Source organism: Arenibacterium halophilum (assembly GCF_005938225.1).
Taxonomy (GTDB): Bacteria; Pseudomonadota; Alphaproteobacteria; order Rhodobacterales; family Rhodobacteraceae; genus Arenibacterium; species Arenibacterium halophilum.
This window is the reverse complement of sequence record NZ_VCPC01000002.1, coordinates 877,778-891,388: the sequence shown is the minus strand read 5'-3', so window position 1 is coordinate 891,388 and position 13,611 is coordinate 877,778. Positions and strand designations below refer to the sequence as shown.

Annotated in this window: 15 protein-coding genes; 3 read left to right on the top strand and 12 right to left on the bottom strand. The window is 64.2% G+C overall.

The window, feature by feature from the left end; genetic code table 11:
• Positions 1 to 39: 39 nt before the first annotated feature.
• The gene (gene acnA / locus FGK64_RS11045) at positions 40 to 2,814 is read left to right on the top strand and encodes an aconitate hydratase AcnA (RefSeq protein ID WP_138863839.1); all 2,775 of its coding nucleotides are present in this window, start codon (positions 40 to 42) and stop codon (positions 2,812 to 2,814) included.
• A gap of 179 nt (positions 2,815 to 2,993) precedes the next feature.
• Here the strand turns inward: acnA and FGK64_RS11040 are convergent, their stop codons facing one another.
• The 11 genes from FGK64_RS11040 to FGK64_RS10990 all read right to left on the bottom strand — a co-directional run bounded on the left by FGK64_RS11040 (position 2,994) and on the right by FGK64_RS10990 (position 10,667).
• Entirely contained in the window at positions 2,994 to 3,533 is a 540-nt protein-coding gene (locus FGK64_RS11040; RefSeq protein ID WP_138863838.1) for a DsbE family thiol:disulfide interchange protein, read from the bottom strand.
• On the bottom strand, positions 3,520 to 3,693 hold the full coding sequence (ccmD, locus tag FGK64_RS11035; RefSeq protein WP_138863837.1) for a heme exporter protein CcmD: 174 nt from the start codon (positions 3,691 to 3,693) through the stop codon (positions 3,520 to 3,522). Before ccmD ends, FGK64_RS11040 begins: the two co-directional genes overlap by 14 nt.
• Positions 3,690 to 4,421, bottom strand: coding sequence for a heme ABC transporter permease (locus tag FGK64_RS11030; protein WP_138863836.1), 732 nt, complete (start codon positions 4,419 to 4,421; stop codon positions 3,690 to 3,692). The genes ccmD and FGK64_RS11030 overlap by 4 nt, the downstream gene beginning before the upstream one ends.
• A 191-nt stretch (positions 4,422 to 4,612) precedes the next feature.
• A complete protein-coding gene (gene ccmB, locus FGK64_RS11025) occupies positions 4,613 to 5,269 on the bottom strand; it encodes a heme exporter protein CcmB (protein ID WP_138863835.1) in 657 nt (218 codons plus the stop codon).
• Positions 5,266 to 5,889, bottom strand: coding sequence for a heme ABC exporter ATP-binding protein CcmA (gene ccmA, locus FGK64_RS11020; RefSeq protein ID WP_138863834.1), 624 nt, complete (start codon positions 5,887 to 5,889; stop codon positions 5,266 to 5,268). Before ccmA ends, ccmB begins: the two co-directional genes overlap by 4 nt.
• A 54-nt stretch (positions 5,890 to 5,943) precedes the next feature.
• On the bottom strand, positions 5,944 to 6,318 hold the full coding sequence (locus tag FGK64_RS11015; RefSeq protein WP_138863833.1) for an Mth938-like domain-containing protein: 375 nt from the start codon (positions 6,316 to 6,318) through the stop codon (positions 5,944 to 5,946).
• 27 nt (positions 6,319 to 6,345) lie between these two features.
• Positions 6,346 to 7,122 (bottom strand): sulfite exporter TauE/SafE family protein, encoded by a 777-nt coding sequence (locus FGK64_RS11010; RefSeq protein WP_246057733.1) that lies wholly within the window; start codon positions 7,120 to 7,122, stop codon positions 6,346 to 6,348.
• A gap of 30 nt (positions 7,123 to 7,152) precedes the next feature.
• A complete protein-coding gene (secF, locus tag FGK64_RS11005; RefSeq protein ID WP_138863832.1) occupies positions 7,153 to 8,121 on the bottom strand; it encodes a protein translocase subunit SecF in 969 nt (322 codons plus the stop codon).
• Between the two features lies 1 nt (position 8,122).
• Entirely contained in the window at positions 8,123 to 9,784 is a 1,662-nt protein-coding gene (gene secD / locus FGK64_RS11000; RefSeq protein ID WP_138863831.1) for a protein translocase subunit SecD, read from the bottom strand.
• Positions 9,785 to 9,812: 28 nt separating this feature from the next.
• Positions 9,813 to 10,097, bottom strand: coding sequence for a preprotein translocase subunit YajC (yajC, locus tag FGK64_RS10995; protein ID WP_138863830.1), 285 nt, complete (start codon positions 10,095 to 10,097; stop codon positions 9,813 to 9,815).
• Between the two features lie 216 nt (positions 10,098 to 10,313).
• A complete protein-coding gene (locus FGK64_RS10990; protein WP_171054039.1) occupies positions 10,314 to 10,667 on the bottom strand; it encodes a hypothetical protein in 354 nt (117 codons plus the stop codon).
• A gap of 193 nt (positions 10,668 to 10,860) precedes the next feature.
• Here FGK64_RS10990 and serS point away from each other — a divergent pair, with 193 nt between their 5' ends.
• Positions 10,861 to 12,153 carry a serine--tRNA ligase gene (gene serS, locus FGK64_RS10985; RefSeq protein WP_138863828.1) on the top strand — a complete coding sequence of 431 codons (1,293 nt, stop codon included), beginning with the start codon at positions 10,861 to 10,863 and terminating at the stop codon, positions 12,151 to 12,153.
• The gene (locus tag FGK64_RS10980) at positions 12,150 to 12,881 is read left to right on the top strand and encodes a hypothetical protein (protein ID WP_138863827.1); all 732 of its coding nucleotides are present in this window, start codon (positions 12,150 to 12,152) and stop codon (positions 12,879 to 12,881) included. The genes serS and FGK64_RS10980 overlap by 4 nt, the downstream gene beginning before the upstream one ends.
• Before the next feature lie 163 nt (positions 12,882 to 13,044).
• On the opposite strand, the gene FGK64_RS10975 is transcribed toward FGK64_RS10980, so the two are convergent.
• Positions 13,045 to 13,557, bottom strand: a complete 513-nt coding sequence (locus FGK64_RS10975; protein ID WP_171054038.1) for a helix-hairpin-helix domain-containing protein — start codon at positions 13,555 to 13,557, stop codon at positions 13,045 to 13,047.
• Between the last annotated feature and the right edge of the window lie 54 nt (positions 13,558 to 13,611).

The following is a 13,611-nucleotide window of genomic DNA, read 5'->3' as shown; positions in this document are numbered from 1 at the left end:
CAGCGAATCCGCAATCCTAGGTTCATTGAGGAGGCCACCATGCCCATCACCGTTGGACAGGACACCGCCAAGACACGCAAGACGATCAGCGTGAACGGCAAGACCATCTCCTATTACTCCATCCCCGCCGCGACCGAGGCCGGGCTTGGCGATTTTTCGAAATTGCCCGCCGCGCTGAAAGTCGTTCTGGAAAACATGCTGCGTTTCGAAGACGGCAAGACGGTGTCGGTGGATGACATCAAGGCCTTCTCGGAATGGGCCGACAAAGGCGGCAACAACCCGCGCGAGATCGCCTATCGCCCGGCGCGCGTGCTGATGCAGGATTTCACCGGCGTTCCCGCCGTGGTTGACCTTGCCGCCATGCGCGACGGGATCGTGGCGCTGGGTGGAGACGCGGAAAAGATCAACCCGCTGAACCCGGTCGATCTGGTCATCGACCACTCGGTGATGATCGACGAATTCGGCAACCCGCGCGCGTTCCAGATGAACGTGGACCGCGAGTACGAGCGCAACATGGAGCGCTATGTCTTCCTGAAATGGGGTCAGAAGGCATTCAACAACTTCCGCGTGGTCCCGCCCGGCACAGGCATCTGCCACCAGGTGAACCTGGAATACCTCGCGCAGACGGTCTGGACCGACGTGGACCAGAACGGTGACGAAGTCGCCTATCCCGACACTCTGGTCGGCACCGACAGCCACACCACGATGGTGAACGGCGCGGCCGTGCTGGGCTGGGGCGTTGGCGGGATCGAGGCCGAGGCCGCGATGCTGGGCCAGCCGATTTCCATGCTGATCCCGGAAGTCATCGGGTTCGAGCTGACCGGCAAGATGGTCGAAGGCACCACCGGCACCGACCTGGTGCTGAAAGTGGTCGAGATGCTGCGCGAAAAAGGCGTCGTGGGCAAATTCGTCGAATTCTACGGCGCGGGCCTTGATACCCTGCCGCTGGCCGACCGGGCGACCATTGCCAACATGGCGCCGGAATACGGTGCCACCTGCGGCTTCTTCCCGATCGACGACGAAACCATCCGCTACCTGACCAACACCGGCCGCGACAAGGACCGGATCGCCCTGGTCGAGGCCTATGCCAAGGAAAACGGGTTCTGGCGCGATGCGGATTACGCGCCGGTCTACACCGACACGCTGAGCCTGGACATGGGCACCATCGTACCCGCAATTTCCGGCCCGAAACGCCCGCAGGATTACATTGCGCTGGACGGCGCGGCCAAAGCCTTTGGCGACTACGTCAAAGGCGTGCGCGGCGGTGTCGATACCTCGAAATCGTCGGAAGTGCGCTGGGAAGGTGAAGGCGGTGCGCCGGAACCGCGCGAGATTCCGGGCGACGAAGGCCACCACAAGCGGGGCTATGTCACCACCGAGGACGGCCATTACCAGTTGCACGACGGGTCCATCGTAATCGCGTCGATCACGTCCTGCACCAACACGTCGAACCCCTATGTGATGATCGGCGCCGGGCTTGTCGCCCGCAAGGCGGCGGCGCTGGGCCTGACGCGCAAGCCCTGGGTGAAAACCTCGCTTGCACCGGGCAGCCAGGTGGTCTCGGCCTATCTGGAGGCGGCCGGGCTTCAGGAAGACCTGGACAAGGTCGGTTTCAACCTGGTCGGCTATGGCTGCACCACCTGCATCGGCAACTCAGGCCCGCTCGAGGCGCCGATTTCGAAGGCGATCAACGATTACGACCTGATCGCCACCTCGGTGCTGTCGGGCAACCGCAACTTCGAGGGCCGCATCAGCCCCGATGTGCGCGCCAACTACCTTGCCTCTCCGCCGCTGGTGGTGGCCTATGCGCTGGTGGGCGACATGAATGTCGACATCACAACCGCCGTGCTGGGCCAGGACAAGGACGGCAACGATGTCTACCTGAAAGATATCTGGCCGAGCCAGAAGGAAATCGCAGATCTGGTCGAGGCGACCGTGACGCGCGAAGCCTTCCAGAGCAAATACGCCGATGTCTTCAAGGGCGACGAAAAGTGGCAGGGCGTCGAAATCACCGACAGCTTGACCTATGACTGGCCGGCGGCCTCGACCTATGTTCAGAATCCGCCCTATTTCCAGGGCATGGGGAAAGAACCGGGCACGATCAGCAACATCGAAGGTGCGCGCGTTCTGGCCGTGCTGGGCGATATGATCACCACCGACCACATCAGCCCCGCCGGGTCGTTCAAGGACACCACGCCGGCCGGCAAATACCTGGTTGACCGTCAGGTGCCGGTGCGCGAATTCAATTCGTACGGGTCGCGTCGCGGCAACCACGAGGTGATGATGCGCGGCACCTTCGCAAACATCCGCATCCGCAACGAGATGCTGGACGGGGTCGAAGGCGGCTATACCAAGGGCCCCGATGGCGAACAGACCTCGATCTATGACGCCTCGATGGCCTATCAGGAGGCTGGCACCCCGCTGGTGATCTTCGGTGGCGAACTGTATGGTGCCGGATCTTCACGCGACTGGGCGGCAAAAGGCACCGCGCTGCTGGGCGTGAAGGCCGTGATCGCCGAAAGCTTCGAGCGTATCCACCGCTCGAACCTGGTGGGCATGGGCGTGATTCCGTTCGAGTTCACCGGCAGTGACACCCGCATCTCGCTGGGTCTGACCGGGGAAGAAACCGTATCGATCAAGGGGCTGGACACGATCAAGCCGCTGCAGGAAGTGCCCTGCGAGATCACCATGGCGGATGGCTCGGTCAAGACGATCACCGTGAAGTGCCGTATCGATACCGCGATCGAGATCGAATACATCGAACACGGCGGCGTGCTGCACTACGTGCTGCGCAACCTGGCGAGCGCGGCCTGATGAACATGGTTTCGGATCGCTGACGCGATCCGACCAAGGCGGGGGGCTCTGCCCCCCGCACCCCCCGGGATATTTCTCCCCCAAAGATGGTATGAGGCCTCGTGTTCTTTGGGGTCAAATATCCTCGCCAAAGGCACCGCGCGTCAGCGCGGTTTTCCTTTTTTTAGGATGTGGCGCGTTTAGCGGCCTTGCGCCTGCTCCAAGGCAGGCCGAAGAGTGCTGTCGATGATGCGCTGGGTGATCGGCCCGGCGTGGCGCAACAGGATTGTGCCGTCTCCATCCACCACATAGGTTTCGGGCACACCGTAGAGACCCCATTCGAGCGCGGTGCGGCCGGATTCGTCGGTGCCGATGGCCGTATAGGGATCGCCAAGTTCATCTAGGAACGCCTGCGCCTTAGCGGGATCGTCCTTGTAGTTGATGCCGTAGATTGGCAGGCCCTCGGCAGCCAGCGCCTCGAGGTTGGAGTGCTCGGCGCGGCAGGGCGCACACCAGCTGGCCCAGAAGTTCACCAATTTGATCTGACCATTGCGCAGGGTGTTATCGGTGAAGGTTTCATTCTGGCCAAGCGGTTCGAGTTTCACCGGCGGCGCGGCACGACCCGCAAGTGCGCTGGGAAGCGACTCGGGATCGTCACGAAACATGCCGAACGCGGCCAGCGCCACGAAAGCGCCGAAGACCAGCGGAGGCAGGATCATCAGGGGCTTAATGCGCGGCATCGGATCGGGCCTTGGATTTCGTGGCGTCGAGCGCAGTCATCCGGGCGCGGATCTTGCGGCCACGCCAGAAGGTGACGGCCACCAGCAGCGCCAGCAGCACGAGGCTTGCCGCATATGCCGAGAGCACGGTGGTGGCGTATTTTCCGAGATCGACGCTCATACCTCGGCCCCTTGGCGCAACAAGAGCGCGCGAATGCGGCGGGCGCGGATTTCGGTTCCGGTGCGGTAGAGAACGAGCGCGAGGAACAGAAGAACGAAGCCTGCAATGCAGATCAGAAGTGGGTGATAGAAGACATCAGCCACGTTTTCCTCTTTGTCGAGGCTGAGAGAGGCGCCCTGGTGCAGCCCCTGGTTCCAGAAGTTGACTGCGTAACGCGACAGGATTGCAAAGACCGATCCAACGAGGCAGAGCACGCTGGTCAGGTCGGCGGCGGTATCGGGCTGGTCGATCGACGACCAAAGCGCGATGTAGCCGAGGTAGAACAGGAACAGGATCAGGAAGGACGTCAGCCGCGGATCCCACGCCCACCACGTGCCCCACATCGGCTGCCCCCAGATGGCCCCCGTGGCCAGTGCGATGACCGTCATCGTGGCGCCCACCGGGGCGGCGGCGCGGGCGGCCAGCGCGCTGACGTGGTGGCGGCGCACCAGCCAGACCAGCGAAGCGACCAGCATCATCAGCCAGGCATTGATCGCCATCAGCGCCGAGGGCACATGCAGGTAAATGATTTTGACCGTGCTGCCCTGACGATAATCGTCAGGCGTGAAGGCAAAGCCCCATGTCAGCCCGACGAGCAGGCATAGCACTGCCCCGGCCCAGAGGGCTGGCAGGACACGTTCGGACGTGGCCAGAAACTTCCGCGGATTTGCGTATTGCCAGAGTGACATGGCGCTGTTCTAGCGGGTTAACCGGGGGGCGGCAATTCACGAAGAGGTCGGCAGATTGACGCGGGGCAATCGGGAGTCCAGTGGTGGCTGGAACCGACCGGAGGAGGGTGTTGCGGGGGCTCTGCCCCCGCCCGCTTTGCGGGTTCCCCCGGGATATTTGTCGCCCAAAGACGGATGAGAGGCGGGTTTGGTCAGCGAAGCGAGATGCGGAGGGCGGCGGCGCTGGCGAAGGGCAGCAGGGCGCAGGTGCCGAGCGTCAGGCCCGCGAGCATCAGCATGGGGGTCTGTGTGGCGAGTCCTTCCGCGCCACGGCGGGCCAGTTCGGCCCCGAAGATCAGCGTGGGCACGTAAAGCGGCAGCACGAGCAGCGACAGCAGCAGTCCGCCGCGTTTGAGCCCGACGGTCAGCGCCGCGCCAAAGGTGCCGATCATCGAAAGTGCCGGGGTGCCAAGTGCCAGCGATAGCGTGAGCCAGAGGTGGCCCGGCGCCGGCAGGTGCAGCAGCACGCCAAGCAATGGGGCGGCCACCGTCAGAGGCAGCCCGGTGGTGAGCCAATGCGCGAGCGCCTTGGTCGCCATCGCGGTTTCCAGCGGCAGGGGCGCCGTGGCGAGCAGATCAAGGCTGCCGTCTTCCCAATCAAGCGCAAGCAGGCGATCGAGCGAAAGCAGGCAGGCCAGCAGCGCGCCGATCCAGAGGACGCCGGGAGCGATACGGGCCAGCAGTTCGGGTTGCGGGCCGATGGCGAAGGGCACCATGACCGTGACGATCAGGAAGAAGGCAAGCCCCAGGCCAAAGCCGCCGCCTGCGCGCAGGGCGAGGGTGAGGTCGCGTTTCAAAAGGGCTCTCATGCCCAATCCTCGAAGGCATCGTCGAAGGCATCTCCGCGGTCGGGCGCGGCGCGGTAGGGCCCGAGGTCGAGCGTATCGGCGGTGATCCCCAGGTCGATATGGGTGGCTATGAGGGCGGCGCCGCCCTGCCCCAGATGGTCGCGCAGCACGGTGGCGAATTGCGCCACAGCCGTGGTGTCGAGCGAAACGGTCGGTTCGTCGAGCGCCCAGAGCGGGCGGTTGGTGACCATGAGCCTGGCAAGGCCAAGGCGGCGTTTCTGCCCGGCCGAGAGCATGCCTGCGGGACGCTCGGCCAGCGGCGCGAGGTCGTAGGCGGCCAAAGCCGGGTTGATGTCGCGCGTGCCGAAGATCGCCGCCCAGAACCTGAGGTTCTCGGCCACGGTAAGCGTGGGTTTCAGCCCGTCGGAATGGGCGGCATAGGCCACGGTTTCCGGGGCGCAGTCGACCTGTCCGGCAAACGGCGGTTGCAGCCCGGCGATGGTGCGCAGCAGCGTGGTCTTGCCCACGCCGTTGGGCCCGCGCAGGATCAGCGCCTGCCCGGGCGCAAGCGCCAGTGACAGCCCCGAAAGCACCGGGCGGCCGCCGCGCGCGACCGAAAGATCGTGAAGGCCAAGCATCATTAGGTTGGCTTAGCCCATTGGCGGGGCGTCAAAAAGCCTGAAATCGGGGTGCGGTCACACTGCCGTGTCGGGTGCGGCAACGGGCAACAGGGCCAGACCAACGCGGCGGCCTTCGCTGAGCAGCACGTTGTAAGTGCGGCAGGCGGCGGGCGAGGCCATCACCTCGACCCCGAGACCGGCCTGTTCCAACGTGGCGCGCAGGGCGGCGGGGGCATGGGCGATGTCGGCCCCGGTGCCCAGGAACAGCACGTCGACCTTGCCGACCAGCGCCAGCAGCGGGGCGGTATCGTCGACCCCGCCCCAGGGCTGGGGGCCGTCGGGGCCGGTAAGGACGGGGCCGTGGAACACGGTGCCGCCGATGCGAAAGAAGCCCGGGCCATAGCCATCAACCGGAACGGCATCGGTATAGGTGACTTCGTTCAGGCGCATGGGGCGGCTCCTTTCGCGGTTCGGGGCCTAGTGGCCCGCGGCAAACACCGGCAGGCCCAGGATGGCCGATGCCGCAATGATCGTATAGGCAACCGCACGGAAACGCGACTCGGTTTCCGGGCGGAACAGCAGGGCTCCGGCGCGGTTGGCCAGCATGTAGGGCACCGCCAGCAGGACGCCCGCCACCATCGGTTCGATCAGCAGAAGGCCCCAAGCCGCAAAGACGGTGATCATCAGCAGGTCGATGACGAAGAGGAACAGCAACAGCGTGGCGCGGATTTTCGCGATCGGCAGGGTCGAGGCCATGTAGAGCATGATAACCGGTGGACCTGCCAACCCAACCGCGCCCGCCATCGCGCCGCCAAGCGCGCCGGTGCCGGTGACCAGCGAGGGCGTCAGCCGACCGTGGTATCGCCAGCCCGACATCAGCGCCACCAGCAACACCAGTACAACGCCCGACACCACCCATCCGAACAGATCGACCGGCAGGCGCGACAGCCCGTAGACGCCAAGTGGCAGCGCCACCAGCGCGCCAAAGCTCAGACGGGCCACATCACCGCGATCACAGGTGCGCCATCCCGCACGCAGGTTGGGCAGCGGGCCGAACAGTTCCGTCATGATCAGGAAGGTCAGCGCGCCAACCGGGGTGAGCACGGAACTGGCGACCGGCATGATGATCATGGCACTGCCGAACCCGGCAAAGCCGCGCACCAGCCCGGCAACCATCACCGCAAGGACCAGCCAGCCCAGCCCCGGCAAGGCCAGCACCAGCGCCGGAACCTCGGCCAGATCGTCGAGTGTCATGACGCGAGGCCCGGCCGGGCACCCTGCCCCTTAGGCATCGATGTTGGCGTATTGATTGCCTTCGTTCTTGTCGGTTTTCGACCAGTCACGTTTCACGCCCAGCCACAGCAGAATCGTCGAGGCAATGAAGACCGACGAATAGGTGCCGACGAAGATGCCCCATATCATCGCAAAAACGAAACCGCGGATCACGTCGCCCCCCAGCGCGATCAGCGCAAACAGCGCCAGCAGCGTGGTGAAGGAGGTCATGAAGGTCCGGCTGAGGGTTTCGTTGATCGACAGGTTCAGCACCTCGGCCAGCGGGCGGGATTTGTATTTGCGCAGGTTCTCACGCACCCGGTCGAAGACCACCACCGTATCGTTCAGCGAATAGCCCACGATGGTCAGCAGCGCGGCGATGATCGCGAGGTCGAATTTGATCTGAAGTTCCGAGAACACACCGATCGTCAGGATCACGTCGTGTACCAGCGCCACCACGGCGCCCACCGCGAACTGCCATTCGAACCGCAACCAGACATAGACAAGCACCGCGCCAATTGCCGCCAGAACCGCATAGATCGCCGTCTGGATCAACTCGCCCGACACTTTGGGGCCAACGGATTCGACCGAGACGAAGCGGATGTCGGGCACCACCTCGGTGAGTGCGGTTTCGACGGCTTCGATCATCTCGGCACTGACCGCTTCCTGATCGTCCTGCGCCTGAATCCGGATCATGGCAACATGCCGGTCTTCGCCGAATGCCGGATCGAACACCTCGGAGATCGAGATATCGCCAAGGTTCAGCGCGTTCAGCGCGTCGCGATAGGCGCCGATATCAAGGTCCGTCGTGCTTTCGGTACGGATACTCGTGCCGCCACGGAAGTCGATGCCGAAGTTCAGCCCGCGCACGCCGAAGGACACGGCGGCCAGCACGATCAGCACCATCGAGATGCCGAACCACAACTTCCACCGCGAGAAGAAATCAAAGCTGGTTTCCTGGGGAACAAGTTTCAGGCGCATCTCAGACCTCGATTGTCTTGGGGCGGCGGCGTTCGAACCACATGACCACCAGCAGGCGGGTCACGAAGATCGCGGTGAAGACCGAGGTAACGATCCCAAGGCCAAGGGTAATGGCAAACCCGCGTACCGGGCCCGAGCCCATGACGAACAGGATGATCGCGGTGATGAAGGTGGTGATGTTGGCGTCAAGGATGGCCGAGAGCGCCTTTTCATACCCCAGTTCGATGGCGCGGGCGGGGCCGCGCGCAGTTTTCAGCTCTTCTCGAATGCGTTCAAAGATCAGCACGTTGGCATCGACCGCCATACCGACTGTCAGCACGATCCCGGCAATACCAGGCAGGGTCAGCGTGCCGCCCAGCAGCGACAGCAGCCCGAAAAGCAACGCGATGTTCAGGATCAATGCGATATTGGCGAAGATGCCGAACAACCCATAGCTGAGCGCCATGAAGATCAGGACCGCGCCAAAGGCAACGGCGGTGGCAATCTTGCCCGCGTCGATGCTGTCCTGCCCCAATTCAGGGCCGATTGTCCGTTCTTCCAGGAACGTCATGCCCGCAGGCAGCGCGCCTGCGCGCAGCAGCACCGCAAGGTTCGTCGATTCCTCGACCGTAAAGCGGCCGGTGATGATGCCCGAGCCGCCGGGGATGTGGCTTTGGATCACGGGGGCCGAGATCACTTCGTCATCAAGGACGATGGCAAAGGGCTGGCCGATGTTGTCGCGGGTGTAGTCGCCGAATTTGCGTGCGCCGGACGTATTGAACCGGAAATTGACCGCCGGGCGGCCGTTCTGGTCGAATGCCGGTTGGGCATCGGTCAGTTCCTCACCCGTGACCACGGGATTGGATTCGATGGTATAATAGGTGCCTTCTTCGTCGAGCGAGGGCACCAGTTTGTTACCCGTGCCGGCGCGGGCGTCCGGGTCGGTGCCGCGCGACACGACGGGGTTGAACGTCAGCTGAGCGGTGGTGCCGATGATGTCCTTGAGTTCCGTGGCCGAGCCGATGCCCGGGACCTGAATCAAAATCCGGTCGGCGCCCTGACGCTGGATCGTGGGTTCGCGGGTGCCAACGGCGTCGATGCGGCGACGAATGATTTCCAGCGCCTGCCGCACCGTGCGATCGTCGGTGGCCTGCTGTTCGGCTTCGGACAGGGTGACAATGATGATGTCGCCCTCGGTTCCCACCTCGATATCGTTGGCGCCTACGCCCGAAAGCGTCTGGATCGGGCGGGCAAGCCCGCGCACCACCTCGACCGCGCGGGCCATGCCATCGGGGTTGCCGATGCGCACGCGCAGCTCGCCCGGAGCAGACTGGACACGGCGCACGCCGCCGACCGCATCGCGCTCGGGGCGCAGCGCATCGCGCACATCGGGCCAGAGCGCCTCCATCCGGGTGGCGTAGACATCGGACACCTGAACCTCGGCCAGCAAATGCGCGCCGCCGCGCAGGTCAAGCCCGAGGTTCACAAGATCAGTCGGCAGCCAAGAGGGCCATTGCGCCGCCTGCGCCTGAAGTTCGGGGCTGTCATTGCCCGCCTCGATCGCGGCGATGGCATCGTTATGGCCTTCGACCCGCGTGTAAAAGGCATTCGGCATTGAAAGCACGATGCCAGCGGCGCAGACCAGCCAGATCAGCGCACGCTTCCAGAGATCGATGTGCAGCATTACCTGCCCCTTCTTCGCGCGTGGCCGGTTACTTGGCCGGTTCGGTCTTGCTCATCACCGTGGCTATGGTGGACTTGATGACACGCACCTTGACGCCCTCTGCGATCTCGACCTCGATCTCGCCGCCTTCCTTGACCTTCACGACTTCGCCGATGATGCCGCCCTGCGTCACCACCTTGTCGCCGCGGCGCAGCGCTTCGACCATGGCCTGATGCTGTTTGACCTTTTTCTGCTGGGGCCGAATGAGCAGAAAATACATAATCCCGAAAATCAGGATCAGCGGGAGAAACTGGGCGATTGCGCCACCTTCCATGGGGTCTTCCTTCTTGAATATCGGATCGCGGGCGCCCCCCGCGAATGTGGGCGGAACCTATGCGCTGAGGGGGGGCTTTGCAAGGCGGGTTCGGGCAGGATGTGGCGCGGGGCGCGGCGGCCCTGCGGGCACCGGTGGAGGCGCCCGGGGCGGAGGTCGGGATTTCGAGTATTTGGGCCGAAAAGAAGCAGGGAGATTTGCGAACCGGGGCGTGGCTCAGTTGATTGTCCAGGTGGAGATTTCGCCCTTGCCCTGCTGCCCGGTGAAGGTAAGCGTATTGCCGTCGACCTTGACCAGCTGGCATTCGGATGGCCATTCGCGTTTCGCGGTTTTCAAGGCGCGGCAGAAATAGCCCTGTTGCCAATTCCAGCCGCCGCCGATGATCTTTGCGCCCGCGATGTTCCCGCGCAGCTTGCCGCCCGGTTCGGCGCGCACGGTGCCGGCGGGATTGGTCAGGTCACGTCCGACGATGAGCTGGGTGAATTCCTGTTCGGTCTTGATACGTTTGGGGCCCGCAACTGCGGGACTGGCAAGGGCCGTTACAAGAGCAATGAAAAGCAGATTGCGCATGGGGAACGCTCCGGGTTTTTGAAGGATTTCAAACGGAATTGGTCTTGGGGAATTTTGCCCAGGGGCGAAATGAGCCTGCGGGTGGCGCAAGGATAGCCGATTTGGCGGGATCGGCCAAGGCCCACGCCCCCTACCCCCGGGGCGGGGAATGGGGCATAAGGCGCGCGAAACGACTCAGACAAGGATCAGGCCCATGCATGACATTCGTGCCATTCGCGAAAACCCCGCCGGTTTCGATGCCGCGCTTGCGCGGCGCGGGGATGCGGGGATGTCGTCGCAGGTGCTGGAGCTGGACAGCGCGCGGCGGGCCAAGATCCAAGCTTCGGAAGAGGCGCAGGCGGCGCAGAATGCCGCCAGCAAGGCCGTGGGCGCGGCCAAGGCATCGGGTGACGAAGCCGAGTTCGAGCGGTTGCGCGCGCTGGTGGCCGAGAAGAAGGCCGAAGTGGGCACGATGCAGGGTGAGGCCAAGGCGCTGGACGCGCAACTGGCCGACATGCTGGCGCGAATCCCGAACCTGCCGGCCGAAGATGTGCCCGAAGGCACCGATGAGGCTGACAACGTCGAGGTGACCCGCTGGGGCACGCCGCGCGACTTCGGTTTTGCGCCGAAAGAGCATTTCGAGATCGGCGGTGTGGCCGGCGCGATGGATTTCGGCACTGCGGGCAAGATTTCGGGCGCGCGCTTCGTGATGCTGAAGGGTGCCGTGGCGCGGATTCACCGGGCGCTGGCGCAGTTCATGGTGGACACGCATGTGGACCAGAATGGGCTGACCGAGGTGAACAGCCCCGTGCTGGTGCGCGACGAGGCGATGTATGGCACTGACAAGCTCCCCAAGTTCGGCGACGACAGTTACCAGACCACGAATGGCTGGTGGCTGGTGCCGACCTCGGAGGTGCCGCTGACCTATTCCGTGGCCGAGGATATCCTTGAGGCCGGCTCCCTGCCGATCCGCATGACGGCGCATACGCTGTGTTTCCGCAGCGAAGCCGGCAGTGCGGGCAAGGATACCTCGGGGATGCTGCGCCAGCACCAGTTCGAGAAGGTCGAGATGGTGTCGATCACCCACCCGGATGAGAGCGACGCCGAGCAGAAACGGATGCTGCGCTGTGCCGAGGGGATCCTGGAGGCGTTGGGGATTCCCTATCGCACGGTGATCCTGTGCACCGGCGACATGGGGTTCGGCGCGCGGCGCACGTTTGACATCGAGGCCTGGCTGCCGGGGCAGAACACCTATCGCGAGATTTCCAGCGTTTCGACCACCGGCGATTTCCAGGCGCGGCGGATGAACGCGCGGTTCCGTCCCGAAGGCGGCGGCAAACCCGAGTTCGTGCATACGCTGAATGGCTCGGGCCTGGCGGTGGGGCGCTGCCTTATCGCGGTGCTGGAGAACGGCCAGCAGGAAGACGGCTCGGTCGAGCTGCCCGAGGAGCTGGCGCCCTACCTGGGCGGCAAGACCCGGCTGAATGCGGCGGGCGCGCTGGAATGAGCGATCCGCGCCGTCCGACGCTGATGGCGGTGCTGAGCGCCGCCGTCACGCTGGCCTTTGTCAGCTCGCCCCTGCTGGTGCCGGATTTCGGCGGGTTCCGGCCCGAGCAGTTCCCGGTGCCGCAGATCGACCCGCCGGTGCAGCCTGCGGGCTATGCCTTTGCGATCTGGGGCCTCATCTACCTGTGGTTGCTGGTAGGGTCCGTCTACGGTCTGTTGGCGCGGCGGCGCGCACCCGATTGGGAGGCGATGCGCCCGGCCTATGCCCTGTCGGTTGGCGTGGGGGCGGCCTGGCTGCCGGTGGCGAATGTCAGTGCGCCGGCCGCGGTGGTGCTGATCTGGATCATGCTGGGGTTTGCGCTGGCGGCGTTGCGGCGCACGCCCGTGTTGGACCGATGGACCGCGCGGGCGCCGATCAGCGTGTATGCGGGCTGGTTGACGGCGGCCTCGCCGGTGGCTCTGGGACTCGTGCTGTCGGGCTATGGCGTGGTTTCGGCGCAGGCGGGCGCGATTCTGGCGCTGGTTGTTGTGCTGGCGCTTGGAGTCTGGGTTCTGCGGCGGCGGACGACGGATTGGCTGTATGGGGCGCCGATCGTCTGGGCGCTGATCGGGATCGTGGTGTCGAACTGGGGGCAGAACGGGCTGATCGTTGCAGCCTCAATTGCGGCCATTGTCGTGATGCTGGTGGCGCTGTTCTTCAAGTTGAGCGAGCCCGGCGCGCGGCTGTAGCCGTGGGATAGGGGCGCTGCCCCCGCCGCCGGGAGGCGGCAATGGAAGGTATAGGGGGCTCTGCCCCCGTTCGCTATGGCGAACTCCCCCGGAGTATTTTCGTGAAGGTGAAGCAAGGGGGCAAGCGGTCCCCCTGTCCCCTGGCGCCGAATGGTCGGCGCGGCTATTTTTTCTTTTTCTTGGTGGGTTTGGTCGAGTTCTTTGAAGTGGCCGGCTTGGACTTCTTCGAAGATTTGTCCTTTTGGGTTGATTTGGGCTTTTTACTGTCGGCTGACTTTGCCGTGGTTTTCTTGGCCGGTTTCTTGGATTTCGATGGCTTCGACTTTTCGAGCTTGGATTTTTTTTTCGAGCCTGCTTTGGACTTTTTCGCCTTGGTTTTCTTCTTGGTCGATTTATCAGGCTTTGTGCCATCCTCTGCCCCTGGTGTCGCGGGATTAGAGGACGATGCATCCATCGGTTTGGCATCGGCTTTCGCAGCCTCGGGCGCGGGAGACGCCTTTGCAAGATCGCGCGCCAGAGCGATCAGAGCCGGCGCCCGCAGGGCGCCGATCCGGGGCACCTGCATGAGCTGCGCGGGCGTGGCCGATGCCACCGCCTCGACGCTGTCGAACCCGTGGTCCCTGAACAGCGCAGCAAGTGTCGGACCGACGCCGGGAATATCGGTGAGTGCAGTCATGGCTGTGTCCTTCTTCAAATCGTCAGGGCGGGCTATGCGGCCTTCTTGAGCGCC

Coding starts and splice junctions, on each gene's coding strand:
- yajC (WP_138863830.1), bottom strand. CDS start 10,097: ATGGAAGGTGGCGCAATCGCCCAGTTTCTCCCGCTGATCCTGATTTTC.
- FGK64_RS10980 (WP_138863827.1), top strand. CDS start 12,150: ATGAGCGATCCGCGCCGTCCGACGCTGATGGCGGTGCTGAGCGCCGCC.
- serS (WP_138863828.1), top strand. CDS start 10,861: ATGCATGACATTCGTGCCATTCGCGAAAACCCCGCCGGTTTCGATGCC.
- ccmA (WP_138863834.1), bottom strand. CDS start 5,889: ATGATGCTTGGCCTTCACGATCTTTCGGTCGCGCGCGGCGGCCGCCCG.
- FGK64_RS11030 (WP_138863836.1), bottom strand. CDS start 4,421: ATGTCACTCTGGCAATACGCAAATCCGCGGAAGTTTCTGGCCACGTCC.
- FGK64_RS10975 (WP_171054038.1), bottom strand. CDS start 13,557: ATGACTGCACTCACCGATATTCCCGGCGTCGGTCCGACACTTGCTGCG.
- FGK64_RS11040 (WP_138863838.1), bottom strand. CDS start 3,533: ATGCCGCGCATTAAGCCCCTGATGATCCTGCCTCCGCTGGTCTTCGGC.
- FGK64_RS11010 (WP_246057733.1), bottom strand. CDS start 7,122: ATGACACTCGACGATCTGGCCGAGGTTCCGGCGCTGGTGCTGGCCTTG.
- FGK64_RS10990 (WP_171054039.1), bottom strand. CDS start 10,667: ATGCGCAATCTGCTTTTCATTGCTCTTGTAACGGCCCTTGCCAGTCCC.
- FGK64_RS11015 (WP_138863833.1), bottom strand. CDS start 6,318: ATGCGCCTGAACGAAGTCACCTATACCGATGCCGTTCCGGTTGATGGC.
- ccmB (WP_138863835.1), bottom strand. CDS start 5,269: ATGAGAGCCCTTTTGAAACGCGACCTCACCCTCGCCCTGCGCGCAGGC.
- acnA (WP_138863839.1), top strand. CDS start 40: ATGCCCATCACCGTTGGACAGGACACCGCCAAGACACGCAAGACGATC.
- secF (WP_138863832.1), bottom strand. CDS start 8,121: ATGCGCCTGAAACTTGTTCCCCAGGAAACCAGCTTTGATTTCTTCTCG.
- secD (WP_138863831.1), bottom strand. CDS start 9,784: ATGCTGCACATCGATCTCTGGAAGCGTGCGCTGATCTGGCTGGTCTGC.
- ccmD (WP_138863837.1), bottom strand. CDS start 3,693: ATGAGCGTCGATCTCGGAAAATACGCCACCACCGTGCTCTCGGCATAT.